Genomic DNA, 23278 nt, shown 5'->3' with positions numbered 1-23278 from the left:
CACATGTGCCCATTACGTATACAAATTGACGATCAACCCTTGAATTTCCCCCAACCTCTGCAGCAAATCCATCCTCGACCGTTCTTGTTCGAGCACCGCGTTGGTGACGTCCAGCAGCTTTTGGTCGATCGTTTTGACGATCTGATAGACGCGGGAACGGCCGCTCCAATGGAACCCATACTGTTCCGTCAGCTTCAAACCATGGTTCACCGCTTCATCGAGCAATTGTCTGACGAGCTGTTTATACCGCCGTAAATCGTCAACCGTCCGCGACTTGGCCAGTTTTTTTCCTTGCTGTTCGATTTCATCCGCCAGCTGCCTCAGCCGCTCGTTTCGCAGCTTTTCCTGCTCCTTGGCGGTCAGCTCGGCAAATGAGACGGATGGCGAAAAAGAAGCCGCCGCTTTTTTGCCGATTGGAACCGATGGGGTGTTGGCAATTTTATTGATCTCCATCTCCTTCGCTCCTACCGTCTTGTTCATCAAGCTTCTGAATCCATTGTAAAACTTCCCCGATCACCGCGTAAAGCTGCGGCGGGACGCGCATCACCGGATCGGCCAGCTGTCTCAGCAACTCCCGGTCATGGGGCAGCGGAATGCCCGCCCGCTCCGCCTTGTCGGCCACCTCATCAGCGAGCTGCCGCGGCTGTCGGCCAAGATGTTGCTCATATGATGTAAAAGCAGGGGCGTAACGGTGTCTGTTCATATCGTCCACTCCCACTGGCTCGTTTCGTTTTCCGTCTTCACTCTGTCTGTCGCCGCCCGCTCCTCGTCTTGGGTGTCCATCGGTTGGAAAATGAGGCGTTGCACCCGATAACCGATCTGTTCCAAATGATCTTTGACTGTCGCCGCGTATGACTGCAACACCGCCGCCAACCGCTCGTATTCTGTTTCCACCGTTACGGACAGCTGCCGTTCGATCGCCTGCAAGGAAATGCCGACTTTGCCTTGATTCGTGTCCAACAAAAAGTATAGGCGGCAGTTTTGCCAATCAAGTTGGCCGCCATCGTTGCGGGCGTTAACGTGCACATGCACGGTCGCCATCTCACCATGAAACAGGAGCGGCCACTGGTACAACATGGTTTGGGTGTGGCTGTCAACAGTAAATTTACTGAGCAGCTGTTGGCCGGTAAGATTCATGAGCAACCGTTCCGCCTGCGCGGGAGCGGTTCCTTCCTCAACCCATGACAGCAGCATTGCCTTCAAATTCTCGACCGGCTGTAACCGCTCCCCGCTCAAGAGCGCACGGGCAGTCTCTTGTTCATGGAAAAAGCCGAGGCGGCGCAGCGATTCAACGACGCCTCTCGCCGATAATGCGTTGTCACGAGCCGCTTGGGACGCGTGTTTCAGTATGCGCGACAGCTGCTCGTGCGGCTTCGTGCCTTGCCGCTCGTCTGATTCGAGGAAAAAGCGCATCACCTTTTGCTCGGACGGCTGAAAGCGGAGCGACTCCAACAACGCTTTCACTTCACGCACCGTCTTGGCGGCTTCGTCCATCTTTCCTTCCGCAAGGCCGCGTTTCGCCTCTGCCAACTTCGCACCCGCCTCCAGCAGCTTCGTTTCCGTTTTCATATCGGTAAACAACAGCCAGTCCCCGTTTAGCAACATCCGGTCAAGCGAATGAATGAGCGACTCGACAAGCGGCACGGCCCGCTCTGTCGCCTGCTGGGCAGCAGCATGCGCAAATTGTTCAAGCTGACGGGCCATATCACGCTGCCAAACGCGAAAATCGTGGACCAATTGCCTCATTTTTTCTGTCACTGCCGTCATGACAAACGTCCGAGCCTCTGCCGGCGGAAGAACCAGCTCCGATGCAGCCGCATAGGCGCGCGAACCTTCCAATCGCTCCGTCTGTTCACGAACAGGCGCTGCTTTTGCTTCATCGGTTTCTTCCGGTTCCTCTGTTTTTGTCAGCAACGGCGCCAACAGGTCTCCGAGTGGCGGGCCGTGGAGCGCTTCATGCGCTAGGCGCAAATGTGTCTCGGTCACCTCGAGCTGTTTCGCCGTCAAAGCAGCGACCGTTTCTTGTTTTTGCTTGATCGAGCCGCCTTCCGTCTCCCAAAAGCGACGAACGGCTTCCTTTTCCTTTTCGGTCAGGCGGATGCCACGGGCTGACAGCCATAGATCGATTCCATCGTCCAACGAAGATGGCGGAAACCGCCCTATAGACGATAGTGGCACCGCTTGCGCCACCCAAGTCCCACCTTCTTGCTTCACAAGCCGCACCATAAACGAACGGTCGCTTGGGACGCCATCCACAAAGCGGACGCGTACATCCTGTTGGCCGATGGCGACCACGGCCTCTTGATCGTTGAACCTTTCTTTCATTACCGCCATCTGCACGCTCCCCGGCTGCAATGAAACAGCCGGTGCGGCGATCTCATTGGATCGTTGATCGTGACGAATACGCATCATCATTCTTCCTCGCTCTTTGTTCTCCTACTGTTTATATCGGCACGTAGGCTTCCAATGTTTACACTGTTACGCGCGAATGAGCGTCAACGCCCCCACCTCAGCCGCCCCCGCCTCAAGCAGCACACGGGCCGCATGACGGACGGTGATGCCCGTCGTGTAAATGTCATCGATGAGGACGATTCGCTTCCCATTGATCGGCGGATGTCCGGAGAGAAAAAACGGATTGTCCGTCTCGAGCCTCTCGCGGCGCGATTTTTTCGATTGTTTTTCGGAGTGTTTGCGGGCCAGCCAAGGAAAGGACGGAGACGGAAGCAGGCGGGCGAGCGCTTCCGCTTGGTTGAAGCCGCGCTCATGCAGCCGTTCGGGGCTCAACGGGATCGGGACGATGTGCCAATCGCGGCCGAAATGTCGGCAAAACGCTTGGGAAAACGGACGATGAAACGCAGCGACGATGGCATAGTCGCCGCGGAATTTCCATAAGGCGACGACTTCTTTCATCCAGTCGTTGTATATATACACAGACCGGTTTTTCACGAGCACCCTCCCCCACTGTTCATCTTCCTGCCACCGGAGGCAGTCGGCACACAGCGATGGCTTGGCTTCCTCAAGCGGACGGCCGCACATCTCGCAAAGGCGGCCGTCAATGAGTTTGAACGACCCGCGACAGCGCGGGCAAAGGACGTCAAGGTCTTCGAGGAAAAGAAGCTGGCGCCAGCTCGCAATCGGGTTATACGAGGAATGGCAAAGAAGGCAGTTCATCGGCGCAACAGCCCCCTTTTCTTCGCTTCTTCATTCATGCGGAGGATATGGCGGCGCGCCCGTACCATGGCATTCGTTTTTCTGTGATGGAAAAAGCGGACATCGCCATCCGGAAACGCGGCGTGACGGCCCACGCGGCCGGCGATTTGCACGAGGGCGCTTTCCGTGAAGATGCGGTCTTCGGCGCCGAGAACGGCAACATCGATGTTCGGCACCGTCACTCCCCGTTCAAGGATCGTCGTTGTCACCAACAGCGGCACGAGTCCATCGCGAAATGCCTGAACGTGCTCGGCTCTGTCTGGGGCTTCGGCATGAACGCCGACGATGTAGGGATTGACGCGCTGCAAGAGGCGGGTGACAGCTTCAAGCTCATCGATATGAGGAACAAACAAAAACGCTTGTTTTCCCTGCTCCAAACGACGGAGCACCCACGCAAGGACGTTTTGGGGCAAGCGGCCGCGCTCTAACCGCTTGCGCCAATTGCCGCACCATTCGAACGCGGGGACGGGAAGCGGACGGCCGTGGTAGCGGGCGGGGATGACGGCGGCATTCCGCCTCCCGCGCCGAATGTCAAGCTGCCAAGCACGCGATGGGGTGGCGGTCAGATAAATGAGGCTCGACTGTTCTTTCCGCGCTTGACTGACGGCGTATTCGAGCATCGGCTCAGCAGAATATGGAAAGGCATCGACTTCATCCACGATCATGACGTCAAAGACGCGGTAAGCCCGAAGCAACTGGTGGGTGGTTGAGAGGACCAAGGAAGCGATCCGTCCGCGCTCTTCGCTTCCTCCATGCCAAACGGCGAGCGGAACGCGCGGGAACGCTTGGCGAAAGCGGGGAGCCAGTTCGCGGACAACATCGGTCCGCGGCGTGGCGAGGCAAACGCGTTCGCCGTTCTCAAGCGCCGCAGCGATAGCGGGAAAGAGAATCTCCGTCTTTCCCGCCCCGCATACCGCCCAAACGATCAGCTCGCTTCGGTCAAGCACCGCCTGGCGGACAGCCTGCGCGGCCTCCGCTTGGGCGGCGGACAATTCCCCGTTCCAAGCGAGCGGCGCTTCATAACGGCTGGAAGGAAGAGGCAAGGCCGCATGAACAAGGCGGGTGCAAGTGCTGATGCGCCCCATCACCAAGCACTTGCGGCAATACGTGCAATCCGATCCGCAGCGGGCGCACGGAAACGCGGCAAAAAGATGGGGAGCGTCATTTCCGCAACGGACGCAGCGCCAGGCGCGCGCTGTTTTGATGAGCCCGGGCTGTTCGTGAAGCAAACCCGTCTGGACAGCGGCGGCGATTTCTTCATCGGGAAACGGCAGCTGCTCCCGCGGGAGACGCTGGCCGTTCAGCCAGGAAACGAGCGGCGAAGCAACGGAAGATGGGAGAATGTACAATGAGCATCACTCCTTTTGAAATTCAAGAAAAGCATGTTCCCGAGCTGGGAGCCAAAAAGAGCGGGTGGCGCAGTGATGCGGTAAAAACGCGCTCCCCCCCAGGGTGAAAGGTTTTGAGCGCATCAATGAGCCAGTGTTATGGAGAAAGAGCGGAGCTGACGATGTTTTTCCCTAAAAGGCGGGTGGAAAACCGCTGTTCCCCTTGATCGATGAGTTGAATGTGTGAAAAGAAGGAACGACGCTACAAGGTTTTTCTAGTTGAAAAACGAAGCGAGAAAGCGGTTGTGCTAGCAAATCACCGCCCTTCTAACAAAATGATGAAAAGATGGGGAGGAAGCAAAAAACGGCAGCCTTCGATCGGCAAAGAAAGTGGAGGCAAAAAGGGCTTCCCAATGGAGTCAAGATGTGGTTGGACCGCCTTTTTCACAACCTATCTATCGACCTTCGAAAGAAAAGGATAAAGCGAAATCCGACAACATCAAAAATCCACGGAGAGTCATCGAGTCGATCGACAACGTGTTTCGACAACATTCCCAGGGAAATAGCGACACATTTTTCAGGAAAGGAAAACCGTTCGACAAGTTCGGCCAGCCCCACATCTCCGGTCCGTTTCATAAAGCGGAGAGAGAAGAAGAAGATGCAGCTGACGAATTTGACATTCCACACACTTAAAGGAATAGGCTTTCTCGCTCTTATGTTTGTCACGGATGAATTCGTCAGCTGCGAGCGGTTATGGAGAATACAGCCGAAGGAGAGCGGCTCACGAAATGGCGGTGCAGCGAAGCTGGACGAGGAACAGGAAAAATTCCGTATGAATAAGATCCACATTGCTAAAGACTCATTCCGATCATTTCGTTCCATGAAAGCCAAATAGGAAAGACTAAACCATCTTGATCGACGAGACAGCCAAAACTAGACAACAAATTCGCCGCGGCGCAAGGCGGAGCGGACCGTTCCGCCTTGCGCCCGGCTATCAAGCCTCGAGGCGGCGCTTGGCGGCCCCGGCTTAAGGCTGATACCACGTCAACCCGAGCGCACCTTCGCCGACGTGGGTGGCGATGACCGGGCCGAAATAGCTGATCCAAAACTCGACGTGCGGATAGCGAGCGGACAGCTCGTCGCGCCAGCGGCTCGCCTCATCCGGCTGGTTGGCGTGGATGATGGCGGCTTTGAGCGGCACGCCTTTGTCCGCATCTTCGGCGAACAGTTCTTCGATTCGTTTGACCGCCTTTTTGCGCGTGCGGATTTTTTCAAATGGCACAATCACTTTGTTTTCAAAGCGAAGAAGCGGCTTGATTTGCAAGAGGCCGCCGATGAACGCCTGCGCCCCGGTCAGCCGTCCGCCGCGCTGCAGGTGGGACAAGTCGTCGACCATAAAATAAGCGCGCAACGTTCGCTTCATTTCATCGAGGCGGGCGAGGATCTCGTCCGGCGTTTTCCCCGCCTGCGCCATCTCGGCAGCTTCAATGGCGTAAAACCCTTGTGCCATGCAGCTGATTTCCGAGTCGTAGGCGTAAACGCTCAATCCTTCGACCATCGTCCCCGCCGTAACCGCCCCTTGGTACGTGCCGCTGATGCCGCTTGAGAGGTGGATGCTGATGACAGCGTCGTACCCTTCCTCACGAATGGCAGTGAACAAGTCAACGAATTCACCGACCGACGGTTGAGACGTCGTCGGCAACGTCGGATGCTGCTTGATTTTGACAAAAAATTCATCAGCCGTCATATCCATCTCTTCGCGATACGTCTCATTTCCGAAAATGACGCTGAGCGGAATGAGGCGAATGCCAAGCCTCTCGCGCACCTCTTTCGGCAAATAGGCGGTGCTATCGGTGACAATTGCCGTTTTCACGAACGTCCTTCCTTCCTGATTTCGGATTTTCTTCCATTATACCAAAAAAGAGACACACCCACTACGAAAAGTGGAAGGAGCCCGGTCGCTTCTCGAGGCAGTTCAACGCCGCACGGCCGTTGCAACAAAAGACATGCCAAACAGAGGCAGTACGGAAACTCTCCCAAGATCAGCTAAGGGGGTTACGATAAGGAAACTCCTAACGGTCAGCGCACCTCAACCCAGCCGTTTTTGATCGCTACCACAACGGCTTGCGTCCGGTCGTTGACATTTAATTTTTGCAAGATGCTGCTGACGTGGTTTTTCACCGTTTTCTCGCTAATGTACAGCGCCTCGCCGATGGCGCGGTTGCTTTTGCCGTCAGCTAAAAGCTGCAACACTTCGCACTCGCGCCGCGTCAACAAATGGAGCGGACGGCGCACCTCCTGCTTGACCACTGCGCCGCCTTTTTCCGTCGCCAGGCGGCGGTATTCGCGAATCAAGTTGTGCGTCACTTTTGGATGCAAATATGACCCACCTTCGGCGACGATTCTCACCGCTTCAATCAGTGTATCTGCATCCATCTCCTTCAACAAATACCCCGTTGCTCCCGTCTGCAAGGCGCGCATGACATAGTTTTCATCGTCATGAATCGACAACACAACCACTTTCGTATCAGGGTAAGCTTCAATCAGCTGTTTCGTCGCTTCAACGCCGTTGATGTCCGGCATGTTAATGTCCATCAGCACCAAATCTGGGCGGTATGTTTCGACGATCGAAAGCGCCTCGCTCCCGTCGCTTCCTTCCGCTACGACTTCAAAATCGCCCTCAAACTCCAAAATGCGCTTGATGCCCTCACGAAACAGCTGGTGATCGTCGATAATCGCGATGCGTGTTTTCATCGTTTCCTCTCCTCCTTGTTCGTTTCGTCAGTCGAGCGGTCGAGCGGAACGCGAATGAACACGGTCGTTCCGTGGCCAATCTTTGAGCGGATGGCCAGCGCGCCGCCGAGCAGCTCCACCCGCTCCCGCATCCCGATCAAGCCGAACGTATTTTCTTTTTTCACCGATGGATCAAACCCTTTGCCATCGTCTTTGACGCTGACAAGCAGATGATGGCACGTCACTTCCATTTTGACGTCGATATGGCGCGCTTCGGCGTGCTTCAAAGCGTTTTGCACCGACTCTTGGACAAGCCGAAACACAGCCGCCTCCATCCGCGACGGCAGCCGAATTTCTTCGCCGATATGTACAAAGGAAATATGGACTCCTTTATTATATTCTTCGGTCGTTTGCAAGTATTTTTTTAGAGTCGGAACCAATCCTAAATCATCAAGCGCCATCGGCCGCAAATCGTAAATGATGCGGCGCACTTCGGACAAAGCCGAGCGCACCATTTTGCGAAAATCGCGAATTTCGGCGATCGCCGCCTCTGTCCCTCGCTCTTTGATCACCTTTTCGACCAAATCAGACCGAAGAAGGACATGAGCGAGCAGCTGCGCGGGGCCGTCATGGATTTCCCGCGACAGCCGACGACGCTCTTCTTCTTGGGCTTCAATGATTTTCAACCCAAATTCCTGCTTTTGCTTCGCTCCTTCAATGAGCTCGCCGACTTGGCGGAAATCGCTGTTTAAGTAGTGGAGCACGACGGTAATCTGTCCAACCAAATAATCGGCGCGTTCGATAATTTGCACCAGACTCGCCAATCTCCGCTCGAGCTCGTCGCGGCGCAGCCGCAACTGTTTCTCCCGCTCGCGCACCATCGCCAGTTTCATATGCAGCTCGTGCGCCTGTTCATACGCCTCGCGAATATCTTGCTCCGAGTGGGTGGAAAAGTTTTGGCTCACTTCCGACAGGCGGCGGCGCGCCTGACGCGCTTCCATTTCCAGCTGATCCGCTTCTTCGATCGCCTGCACTGTCAGCCGCTTCACCTCCTCGAGTTCGCGAAGCAAATGGTCATGCTCTTGACGCGACTGCTCCCCGATGCGGAAAATTTCGTCTTTGCTATGTTGAACGGTGTCGATCATTTTTTCGACAATCCGATCTAACTGCTTCACGTCCCATTGTTTTGCCTCAGCCATTTGCCAACCTCCAACAGCGCTGCCAAACGGTACGCATGGGCGCCAGCAAAATTTGTTTGAAGGAAAAAAGTTGTCGATTTATAATAATAAAAGCATGCCCTATCTATTGCTCTTTTATTTTCAGTTTACCATAATTAGAATCGAGCGCTAGCCATTCATGCAAAAAAAAAATAAACAACATTAAACCGTTTTCGCGTTTTTTGTATGTTGAGGTGTTTTGCTTTGTTGCAAACATATTACACGGTCAAAGGATATGGCGAACACGAAATCGTGATCGAAAAGTCACGGTTTATTTGCTATGTCAATCGCGCTGAAACGGAAGAAGAGGCTGTCGCCTTTATTCAACAGATCAAGAAAAAACATTGGGACGCGACCCACAACTGCTCCGCCTATTTGATCGGCGAGCATGATCAAATCCAAAAAGCGAACGATGACGGCGAGCCGAGCGGCACTGCAGGGGTGCCCATGCTTGAAGTGCTGAAGAAAAAAGGGGTGAAAGACACCGTCGCCGTTGTCACCCGCTACTTCGGCGGCATCAAGCTCGGCGCAGGCGGGTTGGTGCGCGCTTACAGCCGCGCCGTCTCCGAAGGCCTGAATGCTGCCGGCATCGTCGAGCGTCGGCTCATGCGCGTCATGCATGTCACGATCGACTATCCATGGCTCGGGAAAGTGGAAAATGAACTGCGCTCTTCCGTATATGCGGTGAAAAATATCCACTATGCCGATCGCGTCACCTTTGACGTTCTCGTTCCCGAGGACGGTCAGTCTTCGTTCGGCGAGTGGATGACCGAACTGACAAACGGAAGGGCGGACATTCAGGCGGGAGCGATGGAGTATGCCGAGCGGCTGCTTCCGTCTTCCTAAAACGACACCGTAAAGGAAAGAAGGGTTAAACGATGAATCATACAAGAAAAACGATAAAAAAGCGGAAGAAAAAAAAGCGGCTCCGCCGATTCTTTTTGCTCGTGTTTTTTCTTTTGCTCGGGGGCGTCGGCGCTTTTGGCTACAATATTTATTCCGAGACGAAACAAGCGTCAAGCAAAATTTATCAAGCTCTCGATCCATCAGGTAAGCCGCCGAAGAATATCGAAATGCACAAAGATCCGTTTACCGTGCTGTTGGTTGGGGTCGAAAACCAGTACCACGACGAGGAGGGACGGTCTGATGTCGTCATGTTGTTGACCGTCAATCCGAAAACGAACAAAGTGTATTTGTTAAGCATTCCGCGCGACACGCGCGTTTACATCCCGAGCGAAGGGCGGAAAGACAAAATCACCCACTCCTACAGTCATGGAGGCATTCAATCGACAATTGAAGCCGTCAATGAGCTGATCGATGTACCGATCGACTATTACGTGACGACTGATTTTGAAGGGTTCGAAAAAATTGTCGATTCGTTAGGCGGCGTCACGGTGGATGTTCCGTTCACATTCAAAGCCCAACTGACAGGTTCGCTCAAATGGCATACGTTCCATAAAGGCAAACAAGAGTTGAACGGCAATGAAGCGCTCGCCTATGTGCGCATGAGAAAATCCGACCCCCGCGGCGACTTTGGCCGAAACGAGCGGCAAAAACAAGTCATTCGTGCCATTATTGACAAAAGCACGTCCATCACCTCGCTGCCGAAGCTGGATGACGTCATCGCCGATTTAGGGGATCACGTGCGGACGAACATCCCTCCGTCCGATTTGTTGTCGTTCATCTATGTCTATCAAAAAATGAAGAACGCGGATGTAGAAAATTTACATTTGAAAGGATACGACGAAACGATCAACGGCGTGTACTACTACATCCCTGACGAGCAATCGGTCAGCTCAATCAATGAAACGCTTCGGCAAGCGCTTGAGACGTCCAACGCCTCCCTCACACGCAACGATTCGCCGTCGGCGCAAAGCGAAAATTAATAGTCTGTAAGAAAAGGTGCCCAAAAGACCACAACCGGGCACCTTTTTTCCTATTTTGACCGCCACACACATATGAGCTTTCTCGTCTTCCGCAACCGTCATCGTCCTCTCATTCTCCCTTTTTCAACAAAACATTTCATTTTTCCTCATAATAGGACTGAATTCGGGTTGGATAAAACGGCAAAATTCGCTATGATAGTAGAGAAAACGCAAACTTGAAAAAAAGGGGGGATCGAATCCTTGAAAAAAACGCTTCTTTCCGTCTTGTTGGCGACTTGCCCGCTATGGCCGTCAGCCGCCTTGGCTGCAGATGGGAGTCCATCCTCATCGACCCTTATGGTCGCTGAGCAGAACTCTTTGCTAAGGAGGGGAGCGACCGATTCATATCAAGTCGTCGGATCGATTCCGGCTGGCCAACAAGTGAAGATCATCGACAAGTTCCAAAATGCTGCTGGCGAAACGTGGTACCGCATCGAGTACGGAGGCGTCACCGGCTGGGCGCGGGCCGACAGCTTTTCTGAAGCGCGCGTCTCTTCTGCTTTTCCTACCGTGATGTTCGCCAAACAAGACTCGTTGCTGAGAAGAGGAGCGACGGATTCATATCGAGCCGTTGGTTCGATTCCCGCTGGCCAACAAGTGAAAGTCATTAATGAGTTTCAAAATGCCTATGGTGAAACGTGGTACCGCATCGAATACGGAGGCGTCGCCGGCTGGGCGCGGGCGGACAGCTTTTCCAACCAACCGCCTTCTATGCTCGTCGGAAAGCGGGCAGTCATCGCCGCTAACGACATTGCAATGCGCAAAGGGGCATCCCCTTACTATCCAATCGTGAAAACACTGTCTAACGGCGATGTCGTCTCCATCATTGCCGAGTTCACCAATTCGCTCGGGGAACAGTATGTGCGTGTGGAATGGGCGGGAGTCAAAGGATGGGTAAAAACGGAACAGATCTACATACCGGAACAGCTTCCGACACTTTTGCCGGCATTCATGAACGTTGTGCAGTCCTCCCCGGTTCGCCGCGGGGCGAGCGTCCATTACCGCGCCGTCGCCACAGTGTCACGCGGTCAATCTGTCAAGGTGATCGATTTGTTCGTCACACATGGTCAGGAGCTTTGGTACCGCGTTGATCTCGGACATGTCCGAGGATGGGTGTCGGAAAAAGTGTTGTCGATGTCATCAACCATTTCGGTTCCAAGCGGTGTCTCGGATACGTCCAGCATCTCAGGCCAGCCGCTGACGGTCAGCGTGTCGGTCGCCAATGTGCGGCAAGCTCCATCTTTAAAAGCAAAAGTCGTCACCCAACTGAAAAAGGGAACCAAACTGAACAGCCTGTCAAGCGCCAAAGATGCGTCGGGAGCGCTTTGGTACAAAGTGTCCCTCAATGGAAAAACGCTCGGCTGGGTGCACGAGACGGTCGTAACCAAGTCCTACCTTTCCCCACCAGCCAGCGAAGGGATGCAAAAACAGGTGACAACCGCTAATGCGGCGCTGTTTGCCGAACCTTCGTTGAGCGCCGCAGTCATCGAGCGGATTGCGAAAAACAGAATGGTCACGGTTTTGAAGACGACAGACGCGTCTCCGTTCGACTGGGTGCAAGTCACCTCTGCATCGGGAAAAACGGGATGGATGCCGGCGTTTGAAGTAAAAGCCCCATCCTACGTATACGTCAAACAGGCCAACACTCCGTTACGACGAGGTGCATCTTCGAACTATCAATCGTTGAAGGCGTTGGCAGCGAACGAGCGGCTTGCTGTCCTGTACGAATATCATGGGTGGCTGAATGTCGAAACATCCAATGGCGTCCGCGGATGGGTTGAGGAATCGAGCACCTCTACCGTCGCCTTAAATAGTCTCGTTGAACCAACGTTTTCGACCATCAACGAAGATGCCTATTTGATATGGAGAAAAACTTCCAATTTCCGCGTCTCCTATTCGTTGTTGCCGGGCAATCGTCTGAAAATCACCGGCTCGTTTTCCTACGCTGAAGTCCCGTCGACCGATATTCCCGGCATACAAACCGTGGAATGGACCGGCAGCAGCCTGCTCATCACCTTTGAACCGGGGTACACGTTCACCCTTCGCCATTACAGCGACCGATTGACGCTGAAAATTCTCGAGACCGGGCTCAAAGGCAAAAAAATCATCATTGACGCAGGGCATGGAGCGCACGACACGGGAGCGATCGGTCCTGGCGGCACGCGGGAAAAAGATATTACTCTCGACACCGCCTTATTGCTAAAAGAAGAATTGGAACGGGCCGGGGCCATCGTCAAATTGACGCGGAGCACCGACATCTTTTTGGAGCTGTCTGAACGGACATGGATCGCCAACAGTTCCGATTACGACGCCTTCATCAGCATTCACGCCGACTCGTACTCGCGGACATCTCGCGGAACGACAACGTACTACAACGTATCGAGCAACTTCAATGGGCCAAAAAGCCAACAGTTGGCCGCCATTGTGCAAAAACATCTTGTCCAACAGCTCGGAACGTACGACCGCGGCCATAAAACGCAAGACTATTACGTCAACCGAAAAAACGAGCTGCCAAGCATTCTTGTTGAGCTGGCCTTCCTCTCCAATCCAAATGAGGAGGCGCTGCTCAAAACGAAAGCGTTCCGCCAAAAAGCGGCCGTCGGCATTCGCGAAGGATTGGAAGAGTATTTCAGTCAATTCTAGTTTGTTCGTATTCGGAGAATAATAGCATGAGAAGGCCGGTAATGCAATGGATGGCAAAGCTTTACAACGGAGTTCGTCAAACCGAGGAACATGACAGCATCGCATTGTCATTCCCCGCGATTTCTCATGAACCGAGCGAATCCGTTGGGGCTCACCGGCCTTTTCGTTAGGAAAGCTATTATTCTCCTTTCTTTGCCATATCCAAAAACGGGGGAGATGAACATGATGAAACGAAAATCCAAATGGGCCGTTGCTGCCAGCCTGGCGGTCGGAATGACGGCAGGCGCTCTCTTGTTTACGCCATCAGCGATGAAAGCATCGGAAGAAGTCGTGTTAGCGAGCGTCGACTGGGTGACTTCCCAGCTCAACCCAATGAAAAACGACATTGCCAACTTGAAAGCGCAACTGACCGCCCAACAACAACAAATTCAACAACTTCAACAACAACTTGCCAGCAAGCCCGCTTCGCCGTCTTTACCTTCTGTCGTCTATGTAGTGAAAAACAATGCGGCCATCCGCAGCGGAGCGTCAACGAGCTACCGCGTCATCACTTATAAACAGGCAGGATCTTCACTGCAAGTAGTCGGGGCGCACCTTACTTCCCAAGGATTGTGGTACAACATCGTTCTCTCCTCTTCGTCGAAAGGTTGGATTTATTCCGGCGATGTCTCGACATCCGCCGTCAGCAGCGACAGCACCAAGCATGTCATCGCCACAGCCGCAGTCAATATTCGAAAAGGAGCGACGACTTCTTATCCGATTATTGCGACCGTTCCAAAGGGAACAGTGATGGTCTATATTCAGCCGTTTACCAACAGCAAAGGGGAGAAATGGTACAACGTGCAACTGTCTGATGGGCGTCGGGGTTGGATGGCCGCTGAATTTGGTGAGGTGAAGTAGACGGTGAAAAAATTGGCGTGGTTGGCCGTCGGCCTGTTTTTGCTCATCATCTCTCCTTCCGCTTCGAACGCCGCTGGGGTGAAAACGTACAACAATCCCGTGCAAGTCCTTGTATATAAAGGGACATCGGTGACAGTCGCCGTCGAAGGAAACTATCAAATCGTCAATAAAGAGACGTTGACGATCACCCCGCTGCCAAGCGGGACAAGCCTGACATTCCGGTCTTCCTCTTCGACCGTGTTTGTCACGTACAACGGAAAAACGGATTTTTCAAGCACGGGATTTACCATTCAAGAAACGATCGGCGCTGCGCCTTTGTCGCTGGTGAAAGTGAATCAAACCCGTTATCGCGGCAGCGTCGACATTCGCTTGCAAAGCAACGTCTTGTATGCTGTCAATATTTTAGATATGGAAGATTATTTAAAAGGAGTCGTACCGAGCGAGATGCCTGCCTCTTGGCCGCTCGAAGCGCTGAAGGCGCAAGCCATTGCGGCCCGAAACTATGCCTATAAACATAAAACAAGTTTGACGACCAATCCAAACACACAGACGTATAAAGGATATGATGGAGAATCTCCACGATCGAACGCGGCAGTGGATGCGACAAGAGGATTGTATCTGAAATATAATGGCAGTGTCATTGAAACGTATTACCACTCGACAAGCGGCGGCAGAACCGCCAATGTAAGCGACGTCTGGAACTCGTCGCAAACCGCCTACCCATATTTAGCGAGCGTCGATGACCCGTATGAATCATCGCCATACAGCCGATGGTCATTCACCTTCTCCCCAGCTGTGCTGTTGCGTTCGTTCGGGTTCACCGATCCATCAGTCGTTTTATACGACGTTTCGATTGCCAAAACCGGCGCGAACGGAGAAGTGGGTGCCGTCACGATTGAAACCTCGGCAGGCGAAAAAACGGTGAAAGGCAATGAGACGACCATCCGCAAACTATTCCCGCTAGACGGCAATCAATTTTACGGCATCTTGCCGTCCAACTGGTTTGACATTCAAGTGCAAAAAAGCGGACCATCCGTGTCGATTCAAACGGCCAGCGGCAACATCGCCGCCTCTTCCTTGTCATCTTACTCCGTCCAAACAGGGAGCGGAACCGTTTCGCTCGCCGGCGTCGAAGGAATCAAGGTGCAAACAACGGATGGCATCGTGCCGCTTTCTGCCTCGCCGTCAGGGGTTAGCTCGATCACTGTCACTGGAAAAGGATGGGGGCACCGGATCGGCATGAGCCAATACGGAGCAAAAGCATTCGCCGAGCGCGGATGGACGGCAGAGCAAATTTTAGAGCATTACTTCCGTGGGGCGGAAGTCTCGTTCGAGTGATCGCATGGCCATTGGATAAAGAAAACGATCATTCCATATAGAGGCCATGTTTGAAGCTTTCCCATTTGCAGCTTTTACCGAGGAGGGGATCGACTGTCGAGCGACCGAACCACGCCGCTTCCAGGCCCATCGAGGAGTCTGTGAAGCAGGCGGTTGTTCGGTCTTCCGTCACGCCTTGGCTTGCTTTCGACAGTCGAACATGGACCAACCGCTTTTCCGTCAAGAATCTGTTCCACGTCTTCGTTGCATCTATCCAAATGGAAACATAGCCACTTTTCCCCTAAAAGAAAAGAAAGGGCATCCTGCTTATAAGCTGACGCCCTTTCCTTTTTTATTGTTCTGCCGGCCAAACGGATTCGCGATTTGTTTCATCGCTAAGGGCGTGAAGCAAATCATCAACAATTCGCTTCCAAGAATATTGCTCCACCGCCAACTTGCGCCCATTTTCCGCCATCTTTTCGTATTCCTCGCTCGGAAGGCAAAGCAACTCGAGAACCGCGGCAGCGATCTGTTCAGGATTTTCTGGAGGAGCGATTTTTCCGCAATGGTATGTTTCTAAAATCTCTGCGCTCTCCCCTTCGCCGCAATACAGCACCGGGGTTCCGGTGGCGATCGCCGGGAAAATTTTCGACGGCCTTGCTCCTTTAAACAAATCGATATTGCGCAACGAAACGATGCTGTAATCGGTGATGGAGAAAATCGCTGGCATCTTCTCAACCGGAACGGATCCGTAAAACGTCACGTTGTCAAGGCCAAGCTCTTCTTTTAACGCCATCAACTTTTCTCGCTCTTGGCCGTCGCCGACAAACAGGAAATGCGCCCGTTCATCTTTTGCTTTGACGATGGCCGCCGCCCGCAACACCGAATCGAGCCCTTGGGCGTATCCCATCGTTCCGGCGTACGTAAACACCACTTTTCCTTCGAGCCCTAATTCCGCAAGCAACTCTTTGTTTTTCGGCAGCGGGCGAAACACATCCGTGTTGACGCCGTTCGGCAATAAAAAGACATCCTCGGGCGCCTTTCCTTGTTCAATCATATAATCGCGAATGCCTTCTGTCGCGGCAGCGATTTTCCAAGCCTTCCGGTATAAAAACAGCTCGAGCCATCTCGCCATTCGGATGAACAGCCGATTTTTCAAAATGCCGAGCTCAACGGCCGATTCCGGCCAAATGTCAGCGACGTTGAAAACAAACTTCGCCCGTTTCAACTTCGCGCCCACGTACCCGGTGATCCCTAAAAACAACGGCGGGGAATTGCAAATGATCACATCCGTCGGCTTCGCTTTCACAAGCAATGAATAAAACGAGCTGAACGTAAATGAAAAATACGAAGCGAGTCGCTTCCAAAAGCTCCCCTTTGGCGACGGATAAATCCATGTCCGATGAACGGGAATGCCGTCCCATTGTTCAAACAAATAAAACAGGCCGCGGTATGGCTCCGGGATGACGCCGTGCGGATGATGCGGGAATGCCGTGAGCACTTCCACTTGATGCCCCCGTTTGATCAGCTCTTTGCTCACCTCATACACACGAATTTGCGGTGCGCCCGTTTCCGGTGGGAAGTGTTGGCATAGGTAAATGATCCTCATCGTCCGCTCCACACCACTTTCCCCCAAAATCGCAAACAAACGTTCCATTTCGAGCGCCAAGAGGTGAGCGCAAACGAGGCATGGAAAAAGGGCAACGCCCCCCTGGCATCGTTCCGCTGTCCTTGGATGTATAGTCGTTGCCGTAAGCCAACGGCCATCACGAGCTTGCCAACGTAAAGCCGCCGGCTTCGCGTCCTAGCCGCCGCTTTCGGCAACAAACGAGCACCAACCGCGGCGGCTGACATGACGGCTTTGTTCCTCATCGACTCCCTCCACCGCCTTTCAATGTTTGTTCATACAATCGGATCATGCGCATCGCATTTTCCGTCCAATCGTAATGTTCATGAACATGGTTGACGCCGTTTTCCCCCATTCGTTGCCGCAGCCTCTCATCAAGCAGCAGCCGTTCGAACGCCTCCGCTAGCTTTTCCGGACTGTTTTTCGGCACAATCAACCCCGTTGTTCCCTCACGGACGACTTCCGGCAACCCACCGACGTTGGAGACGACAACGGGAACGCCGCACGCCATCGCCTCGACGGCGGCAACGCCAAAACTTTCGCTGTCTTCAGTCGAAGGCACGGCGAAAATATCCATTTGATTGATGTACAGTGGCACTTGTTCGTTCGGAACTTTGCCGACAAACTTCGTCACGGATTGGATGCCGAGGCGGGCGCACAGCTCCTCGTATTCACTTCGCTGCGGCCCATCGCCGACGATCAACAGCTCCGTTTGTGGATGCCGCTCGTGCACAACGGCAAACGCTCGAATCAAATCAGCGATCCCGTACTTGTCGGAAAGAGCTTTCACTGTGCCAATCGTCACGGTCCGTTTCGGCTGTTTCGGCAATGGTTTGAAGCGGGCGACATCCACCCCAAACGGCGTCACCTCGATCGGTTTGTCCGTATACTTTCCGGTTTCTTTCGCCATCACATGACTTGTCGAACAAATGACATCCGCTCGCTGCAATGTATATTCAAGCATCCGTCGGTTCCAGCGATTGGCATTCGGAAACTGATACACGTCGCGTCCCCAGACGGAGACGTAAAACGGATGATACCCCGCAAGCGCCCCGATCAACCCGTAGCTGGAGGCATAATGAGCGTGCAAAATATCTGGTTGAAACGAAGCGAGCAGGCGCTTTAGCGCAAAGACAGTGGAAAAATACGACAACTTCCCCGGCAGCCATTTCGGCAGCACGACTGTCTCGACTTCTTTCGCTTGCTCCGGCCCGTAATGGTCTTTAAACGTCACGACTTTCACGTCGATGCCTTGCGTTTGGTAAAAGCGGGCCCACTTATACGTATGGATCGATTTGCTTGGAGCCAATAAGGCGACTTTCATCGGAGGCCCCCCACCAACGTTTCTTTCACCTTTTCCACTCTCGCTTCCCATGAATGTTTCGCCATAAACGTCTGCGCAATGCGCAAGCGGCACTCCTCGAGCATGTCCGCCATCTTGGCGATCGCTTCTGCCATCGACGACGGGTTGTCGTCGCAAATGACGCCATACCCATCCGCTTCAATCAATCGCTTTTGCGCCGAACAAGCGGTGGCAACAATCGGCAGGCCGCTCGACAGATAGTCGACCAGTTTGACGGGAACGGAAAAATCATTGTACTCGCTCCGCCGCCGCGGGATGAAGGCGAAATCCATCTCCGCATACAAACGGTCGAGCGCTTCGCCGCTGACGTGCTCGACGCGCACTTGCAAGGCGGCAAGCTCTTCTTTCACCGCAAGCGGCTGCCGCTCGTACTCGTCTTTTCGGCAGACGACGGTGAGCGAAACAAGCGGCTCACGGCGGTTGGCCAGGCGAATCGCCTCAAGCAGGAGCGGAAGCCCGTAGTCGGCATTGTTGATGCCGCCGACATAAATGGCATTCAGCGGCTGTTTTGCCGTCCCGGACCGCTGAAACGGCTTTTGCTTCCCACCCGGCGGCAAATCGACCATCGGGCGGCGGATCGCGACGTATGTTCCCATTTCGAGGCTCGGCAAAAAGATGACATCGCAGTACCGCTCATAAAACCGTTCTTCCCAACGGTATATCATTTGCATGGCCGCTTTTTTCCAACCGCGGAGCGGATACAAATCAGGGAACTTCCAATAGACGTCGCGGTAAAAGACGCCAATGGGAACGTTGCGGCCTTTCAGGTAGCGGAGCACATCCCGATCGACGAACGGACGCTGCGGCCGGTGTCCTGGGTCAGTGAGCCAAAGCGGAATCGTCTGGTTTTCCATATAGCAAAACCAGACATCATCGAGCTTGCCTTGGCTGCGGAGCTCTTGAAATTGCTTTTCCCGCTCGGCGGACGTGCCAGCAATCAGAAGAACGTCCACTCCCTCCTTCGCTCCCCAACGCAAAAACGCCTGATGCATTTCATACGGCCGCAGCTTGGACCCGCTGTTTCGTTCCGCGGCGAGTGAAAACGGGTAATAAATCAATACGGTTTTCATCATTCATCCCTCATCCGTGATTCGCCTTTTCGCTGCAAACCATGCCCGTAAGTCCCCCTGCACCCGCAGCCATAGCGCCATGCCGCCAAACAACGCCACGATCAGCACCCAGGTCGGATTGAACAAAAAATCGGTGAACCCACCGACAAGGGTGCGGGGGATGTTAATGGAAAAATAAACGAACAAACTTAAAAACAAAGGATTTTTCGGAAGACGTAGAAACCCAATGTACAACAGCTGCGTCACAACGCCGACATAGAGCGTGCCGACGACGATTCCCACATAGCCGAAGTTCGCATACGCCTCAGCGACAAAAAGCGTGTTGAGCACTCCTCCTGTCCCGTCTTCGATCCGCTCCGGGAATACGTGCGCCATCACGAGGCGAGCGGAGCGAACATTCTCAACATCAAACAAGTTGGTCAAAAATGATGGAAGGCTTTTTCCATAAAGAAACGGCAGCGCTTCGCCGAACATGTTCAAATGAAGAAACGTCGGCGCGATTTGAGCGAAAATCATACGGCCAATAGGACCTTTATTATAAGACAAAAACGTGTCAATGTCCCGCACCCCTTGGATGACCATGTACATGCCGATGAGCACGAGCGCCCCGACCCCACCGTAGAGCGCTAGTTTCGCCGCCGATAGCTTTGTTTTTCCCACATAAATGCGCAGGAGCAAAAACATCATTACATAAAAGAAAATCGGTGACTTCGCCAAATCATACACATTGACGAATACCGCTCCGACGAACAGGCCAAGAAACAACAACTTCCACCGCCATTCGTTTGTGAGCACGGCAAACAAATAGGCGGCCAATGATAACAGCGGCGTAAGCGTAATGGCAAAAATATTGCGGAACAGCACATTTCCGGCAAAATGACGCGATGCCTCAATGCGCAACGCCGCCAAGCTTTCGTCTGTCCCAGTAAATAGCGCAAACACTGGAATCGTCGGTGTTTTCCAAATCATGTACGCAATGGCGGCAAAACTGAGCAGGGACAGGGCCAAAAACGAATAAAACACTTGATTGCCTGTCGCTCCGGTCAACGGGGAAAGCGGCTTGCGCATATAAGCGCGAAACTCCTGCCTAGCTTCAAATCCGAACAGCCTTGAAACGACCACCATCGACAGCGGGAACACAATCATAACGAAGCTGACGACGAAAAACCCAATCTGTCGGTATTCTTCGGGCCGAAACAACTTGCGAATCATGTAGTAATGATCCATTCCCATTGCGATCAGCAACGCGCCAATGAAGCTCGACAGAAGAAACGAGTAATAGTACACAATCGACACTAGGTTAGGCGCCGTCAATGAAAGCGTCCCCGCTGCATAGCGAAACATCAAGGTGGAGGCGACAAAAACGATCAACCAAATCAACACGTCCAACATGCCGACGCACCCTTATCGCTGCCCGATCGCCGCCACGATTTTCTCCGCCGCATGCCCATCGCCAAAGACGTCCGCATAAACGGGGGCGACTTCCTTGTGAACCGCCGCGACGATCTTCTCGCGGTCCGTGCCGGTTAAGATGTTCGCTCCCCCTTCGAGCGTTTCCACCCATTCAGTTTGTTCGCGCACCGTTACGCAAGGCACGCGCAGGAAATAGGCTTCCTTTTGCACGCCGCCTGAATCGGTGATGATTTTTTTCGCGCCGCTCTCCAGCCTCAGCATGTCCAAATAACCGACCGGATCGATCAGCCGAAGCCCGGGGATCGTTGAGACGTCCAACCCGTATTCTTCCAGCTTATGCCGCGTCCGCGGATGAATCGGCCACACTTTCGTGCCGTCGATGTCCGCAAAGGCAGCCAAAATGGCTTTCAATTTGTCGGGGTCATCGGTATTTTCCGCTCGGTGAATGGTGATCAAGTAGTAGGATTGTTCCGCCAGCGACAAATCAGCCAAAATCGTCGATTGGCGCTGTGCGAGCTCTTTGTTGTACAAAATGGCGTCATACATGACGTCGCCGACATTCCAGACGTTTCGCGTAATGTTTTCTTTGCGTAAATTTTCCACGGCTGTCTCCGTTGGGCAAAATAAGAGCTCGGAGACATGATCGGTCATAATGCGGTTGATTTCTTCCGGCATCTGCTTGTTGAAGCTGCGCAGTCCGGCTTCGACATGGATGACGGGAATATGGAGCTTCGCCGCGACAAGAGCGCCCGCGAGCGTCGAGTTGGTATCGCCATAGACGAGCACATAATCCGGTTTTTCCTTCAGAACGATTTCCTCAATTTTGATGAGCATTTCCCCTGTTTGCTTTCCATGGCTGCCTGAGCCTACCCCAAGATAGTAGTCAGGCGTCGGAATGTTCAACTCCTCAAAAAAAATGGCCGACATATTTGGATCATAGTGTTGCCCGGTATGGATCAGCACTTCGGTATATTGTTTTCGCAAGACGCGCGAGACGGGGGCAGCCTTGATAAACTGCGGTCTGGCGCCCAACACGGTGGCAATTTTCATCTGAAACACCTCCTAGATCAGATGACCGGTTATCAAGTATTTTGCACATTTTCTCCCTCGATCGTGCGCACCGGACGCCGCAAATCACGATCAACCCGGGTGGCAAACAGCATGGCGGCAAACAAGCCCCAACCAGCGAGCACCCAACCGTCAGCAAGCGGCGCCTGCTGGACATAGACGATGACGATGAGGGCGAGCAATGTACCGACCAAAATGAAATTCATCTTTTTCCATGACACCGGCACGGGATACACTTGCTGGCTTTTGCGAAAAATGAAAGCCACAGCGACCATATACGTCATGAGGCTGGCTGCAACCGCCCCCCAGCTGAGCCAAAGCGGCACCAAAACGGCGTTCAACACAAGGTGAAGAAGCGCTGCTAACGTGAACACTCGTGAAATATAGCCGGTTTCCTTTGTCAAAAATAAACCGGTGGACAAAATCAAATAATAAAAATTCAAAAAGGTCACGGCCGACAAAAACGGGATATAAGCGGATGCTTCCCGGTATTCCGGCTTGAAAAACGTCTCGACCAGCCACGGACTTACCGTCGCGATCGCCACCAAACCCACGGCTCCGATGACAAGAAGCGCCATATACACTTTCGCAAACAGCTCACGGTGTCCAGGGCGATCTTTCATCGACATCGAATACGGCCGCCAAGCCATTTGCACCCCGCTCGTAATCAAGGTAATCACCGTCGCCAACCGTAAGGCTACCCCAAACACTCCCACTTCCTCCAATGAGGCAAAATGTTTGAGAAACAATGTGCTGACATTGGCGATCGCCCAAAAGGCGAGCGAAGTCGGCACAAGCGGCGCCCCGTAAGCCAAAAGCTGCTTGACTACATCCCAACGCACACGCCACACCATGTACTTTACCGTGAAGTGAAGCATCAACAAAAAGACGAGTGCGCTGCTGACTAGGCGGCCCATCAGCAATCCTTCGGGAGTGGCCGCCAACCAACGGAGTGCCGCGTACGACAGCACGGCGACCAGCGACATCTTCACCAGCGTCCAGATGACGACCGATTTCGTCCGAAATTCAAAGCGCATGACCGTTGTCGCTACAACGAAAATCGTATCAAGCAACAAGGTCATAAGACTAAGATACAACAAATCGACATCGCCAGGCTCATCCAACAGGGCATGCGCTATCCATGGTCCAGCCACCACGACGGCGAAAAACAAGAGAGCGACTATGAACAGCCGAACATACATGACGTTCCGCACATACAAAAGGCGCTTCTCTTTGTCATCCGTGTCGTAATAGTAAAAAGAGAGCGCCGAATCCGTTCCAAAAATGACGAGAAACGTCAGCATCGACGTCCATTGGTCAATCAAGTAGACCGCTCCATACTGCGCCTTGGACAAATAGCTTGTATAAACCGGCAGCATCAAAAACGCGATCAGCTTCGTGCCGACGTTCATAAACGCGTAAAGGAGCGAATCCGCTCCTAAACGCTTGAATGCTGCGAACAAT

The 23278-nt window shown here is 53.3% G+C and carries 21 protein-coding genes; 6 read left to right on the top strand and 15 right to left on the bottom strand.

Annotation, left to right across the window (positions count from 1 at the left end):
• Positions 1-12 precede the first annotated feature (12 nt).
• From N685_RS0106895 to N685_RS0106875, 5 genes are all read right to left on the bottom strand, one after another.
• Positions 13-453, bottom strand: coding sequence for a YaaR family protein (locus N685_RS0106895; RefSeq protein ID WP_031406999.1), 441 nt, complete (start codon positions 451-453; stop codon positions 13-15).
• On the bottom strand, positions 440-703 hold the full coding sequence (locus N685_RS0106890) for a hypothetical protein (RefSeq protein WP_051870804.1): 264 nt from the start codon (positions 701-703) through the stop codon (positions 440-442). The genes N685_RS0106895 and N685_RS0106890 overlap by 14 nt, the downstream gene beginning before the upstream one ends.
• Entirely contained in the window at positions 700-2409 is a 1710-nt protein-coding gene (locus N685_RS0106885; protein ID WP_156961380.1) for a hypothetical protein, read from the bottom strand. The genes N685_RS0106890 and N685_RS0106885 overlap by 4 nt, the downstream gene beginning before the upstream one ends.
• Positions 2410-2478: 69 nt before the next feature.
• Positions 2479-3171, bottom strand: a complete 693-nt coding sequence (locus N685_RS0106880) for a ComF family protein (RefSeq protein WP_031406993.1) — start codon at positions 3169-3171, stop codon at positions 2479-2481.
• Positions 3168-4559, bottom strand: a complete 1392-nt coding sequence (locus tag N685_RS0106875; protein WP_031406991.1) for a DEAD/DEAH box helicase — start codon at positions 4557-4559, stop codon at positions 3168-3170. The genes N685_RS0106880 and N685_RS0106875 overlap by 4 nt, the downstream gene beginning before the upstream one ends.
• Before the next feature lie 637 nt (positions 4560-5196).
• On the opposite strand from N685_RS0106875, the gene N685_RS20015 reads away from it, so the two are divergent.
• The gene (locus N685_RS20015) at positions 5197-5433 is read left to right on the top strand and encodes a hypothetical protein (RefSeq protein ID WP_162176088.1); all 237 of its coding nucleotides are present in this window, start codon (positions 5197-5199) and stop codon (positions 5431-5433) included.
• Positions 5434-5565: 132 nt separating this feature from the next.
• On the opposite strand, the gene N685_RS0106860 is transcribed toward N685_RS20015, so the two are convergent.
• From N685_RS0106860 to N685_RS0106850, 3 genes are all read right to left on the bottom strand, one after another.
• The gene (locus tag N685_RS0106860; RefSeq protein WP_031406988.1) at positions 5566-6411 is read right to left on the bottom strand and encodes a DegV family protein; all 846 of its coding nucleotides are present in this window, start codon (positions 6409-6411) and stop codon (positions 5566-5568) included.
• A gap of 206 nt (positions 6412-6617) precedes the next feature.
• Positions 6618-7292, bottom strand: coding sequence for a response regulator (locus N685_RS0106855; protein WP_031406986.1), 675 nt, complete (start codon positions 7290-7292; stop codon positions 6618-6620).
• The gene (locus N685_RS0106850; RefSeq protein WP_031406983.1) at positions 7289-8470 is read right to left on the bottom strand and encodes a sensor histidine kinase; all 1182 of its coding nucleotides are present in this window, start codon (positions 8468-8470) and stop codon (positions 7289-7291) included. Before N685_RS0106850 ends, N685_RS0106855 begins: the two co-directional genes overlap by 4 nt.
• Positions 8471-8692: 222 nt before the next feature.
• Here N685_RS0106850 and N685_RS0106845 point away from each other — a divergent pair, with 222 nt between their 5' ends.
• The 5 genes from N685_RS0106845 to N685_RS0106825 all read left to right on the top strand — a co-directional run bounded on the left by N685_RS0106845 (position 8693) and on the right by N685_RS0106825 (position 15294).
• Positions 8693-9334 (top strand): YigZ family protein, encoded by a 642-nt coding sequence (locus N685_RS0106845; protein WP_031406982.1) that lies wholly within the window; start codon positions 8693-8695, stop codon positions 9332-9334.
• A gap of 32 nt (positions 9335-9366) precedes the next feature.
• The gene (locus N685_RS0106840; RefSeq protein WP_031406981.1) at positions 9367-10374 is read left to right on the top strand and encodes an LCP family protein; all 1008 of its coding nucleotides are present in this window, start codon (positions 9367-9369) and stop codon (positions 10372-10374) included.
• A 240-nt stretch (positions 10375-10614) separates the two neighbouring features.
• A complete protein-coding gene (locus N685_RS0106835) occupies positions 10615-13056 on the top strand; it encodes an SH3 domain-containing protein (RefSeq protein ID WP_031406980.1) in 2442 nt (813 codons plus the stop codon).
• Between the two features lie 222 nt (positions 13057-13278).
• Entirely contained in the window at positions 13279-13956 is a 678-nt protein-coding gene (locus N685_RS0106830; RefSeq protein ID WP_031406979.1) for an SH3 domain-containing protein, read from the top strand.
• 3 nt (positions 13957-13959) lie between these two features.
• Positions 13960-15294 carry a SpoIID/LytB domain-containing protein gene (locus N685_RS0106825; protein WP_031406977.1) on the top strand — a complete coding sequence of 445 codons (1335 nt, stop codon included), beginning with the start codon at positions 13960-13962 and terminating at the stop codon, positions 15292-15294.
• 331 nt (positions 15295-15625) lie between these two features.
• Here the strand turns inward: N685_RS0106825 and N685_RS0106820 are convergent, their stop codons facing one another.
• The 7 genes from N685_RS0106820 to N685_RS0106790 are packed head-to-tail and all read right to left on the bottom strand — an operon-like array spanning position 15626 to position 23277.
• Positions 15626-16882: a glycosyltransferase family 4 protein gene (locus tag N685_RS0106820; RefSeq protein ID WP_031406975.1), complete on the bottom strand. Its 1257-nt coding sequence runs from the start codon at positions 16880-16882 to the stop codon at positions 15626-15628.
• A complete protein-coding gene (locus N685_RS0106815; RefSeq protein ID WP_031406973.1) occupies positions 16879-17145 on the bottom strand; it encodes a hypothetical protein in 267 nt (88 codons plus the stop codon). The genes N685_RS0106820 and N685_RS0106815 overlap by 4 nt, the downstream gene beginning before the upstream one ends.
• Positions 17142-18224: a glycosyltransferase gene (locus N685_RS0106810; RefSeq protein ID WP_031406970.1), complete on the bottom strand. Its 1083-nt coding sequence runs from the start codon at positions 18222-18224 to the stop codon at positions 17142-17144. Before N685_RS0106810 ends, N685_RS0106815 begins: the two co-directional genes overlap by 4 nt.
• Positions 18221-19336 carry a glycosyltransferase gene (locus N685_RS0106805; protein WP_031406969.1) on the bottom strand — a complete coding sequence of 372 codons (1116 nt, stop codon included), beginning with the start codon at positions 19334-19336 and terminating at the stop codon, positions 18221-18223. The genes N685_RS0106810 and N685_RS0106805 overlap by 4 nt, the downstream gene beginning before the upstream one ends.
• Entirely contained in the window at positions 19337-20725 is a 1389-nt protein-coding gene (locus N685_RS0106800) for an O-antigen polymerase (RefSeq protein ID WP_031406967.1), read from the bottom strand. It abuts the gene before it with no gap.
• A gap of 12 nt (positions 20726-20737) precedes the next feature.
• A complete protein-coding gene (wecB, locus tag N685_RS0106795) occupies positions 20738-21796 on the bottom strand; it encodes a non-hydrolyzing UDP-N-acetylglucosamine 2-epimerase (protein ID WP_031406965.1) in 1059 nt (352 codons plus the stop codon).
• A 32-nt stretch (positions 21797-21828) separates the two neighbouring features.
• Positions 21829-23277: a lipopolysaccharide biosynthesis protein gene (locus N685_RS0106790; protein ID WP_031406963.1), complete on the bottom strand. Its 1449-nt coding sequence runs from the start codon at positions 23275-23277 to the stop codon at positions 21829-21831.
• Between the last annotated feature and the right edge of the window lies 1 nt (position 23278).

The organism is Geobacillus vulcani PSS1, assembly GCF_000733845.1.
Lineage (GTDB): Bacteria > Bacillota > Bacilli > Bacillales > Anoxybacillaceae > Geobacillus > Geobacillus vulcani.
The sequence above is the reverse complement of the archived record's forward strand: the minus strand, read 5'-3'. Positions and strand labels throughout refer to the sequence as shown.

Bases quoted from the DNA above. Each gene is read 5' to 3' on its own strand.
- N685_RS0106890 (WP_051870804.1), bottom strand. From the start codon at position 703: ATGAACAGACACCGTTACGCCCCTGCTTTTACATCATATGAGCAACAT.
- N685_RS0106850 (WP_031406983.1), bottom strand. From the start codon at position 8,470: ATGGCTGAGGCAAAACAATGGGACGTGAAGCAGTTAGATCGGATTGTC.
- N685_RS0106805 (WP_031406969.1), bottom strand. From the start codon at position 19,336: ATGATGAAAACCGTATTGATTTATTACCCGTTTTCACTCGCCGCGGAA.
- N685_RS0106895 (WP_031406999.1), bottom strand. From the start codon at position 453: ATGGAGATCAATAAAATTGCCAACACCCCATCGGTTCCAATCGGCAAA.
- N685_RS20015 (WP_162176088.1), top strand. From the start codon at position 5,197: ATGCAGCTGACGAATTTGACATTCCACACACTTAAAGGAATAGGCTTT.
- N685_RS0106885 (WP_156961380.1), bottom strand. From the start codon at position 2,409: ATGCGTATTCGTCACGATCAACGATCCAATGAGATCGCCGCACCGGCT.
- N685_RS0106820 (WP_031406975.1), bottom strand. From the start codon at position 16,882: ATGAGGATCATTTACCTATGCCAACACTTCCCACCGGAAACGGGCGCA.
- N685_RS0106880 (WP_031406993.1), bottom strand. From the start codon at position 3,171: ATGAACTGCCTTCTTTGCCATTCCTCGTATAACCCGATTGCGAGCTGG.
- wecB (WP_031406965.1), bottom strand. From the start codon at position 21,796: ATGAAAATTGCCACCGTGTTGGGCGCCAGACCGCAGTTTATCAAGGCT.
- N685_RS0106855 (WP_031406986.1), bottom strand. From the start codon at position 7,292: ATGAAAACACGCATCGCGATTATCGACGATCACCAGCTGTTTCGTGAG.
- N685_RS0106840 (WP_031406981.1), top strand. From the start codon at position 9,367: ATGAATCATACAAGAAAAACGATAAAAAAGCGGAAGAAAAAAAAGCGG.
- N685_RS0106830 (WP_031406979.1), top strand. From the start codon at position 13,279: ATGATGAAACGAAAATCCAAATGGGCCGTTGCTGCCAGCCTGGCGGTC.
- N685_RS0106815 (WP_031406973.1), bottom strand. From the start codon at position 17,145: ATGAGGAACAAAGCCGTCATGTCAGCCGCCGCGGTTGGTGCTCGTTTG.
- N685_RS0106800 (WP_031406967.1), bottom strand. From the start codon at position 20,725: ATGTTGGACGTGTTGATTTGGTTGATCGTTTTTGTCGCCTCCACCTTG.
- N685_RS0106810 (WP_031406970.1), bottom strand. From the start codon at position 18,224: ATGAAAGTCGCCTTATTGGCTCCAAGCAAATCGATCCATACGTATAAG.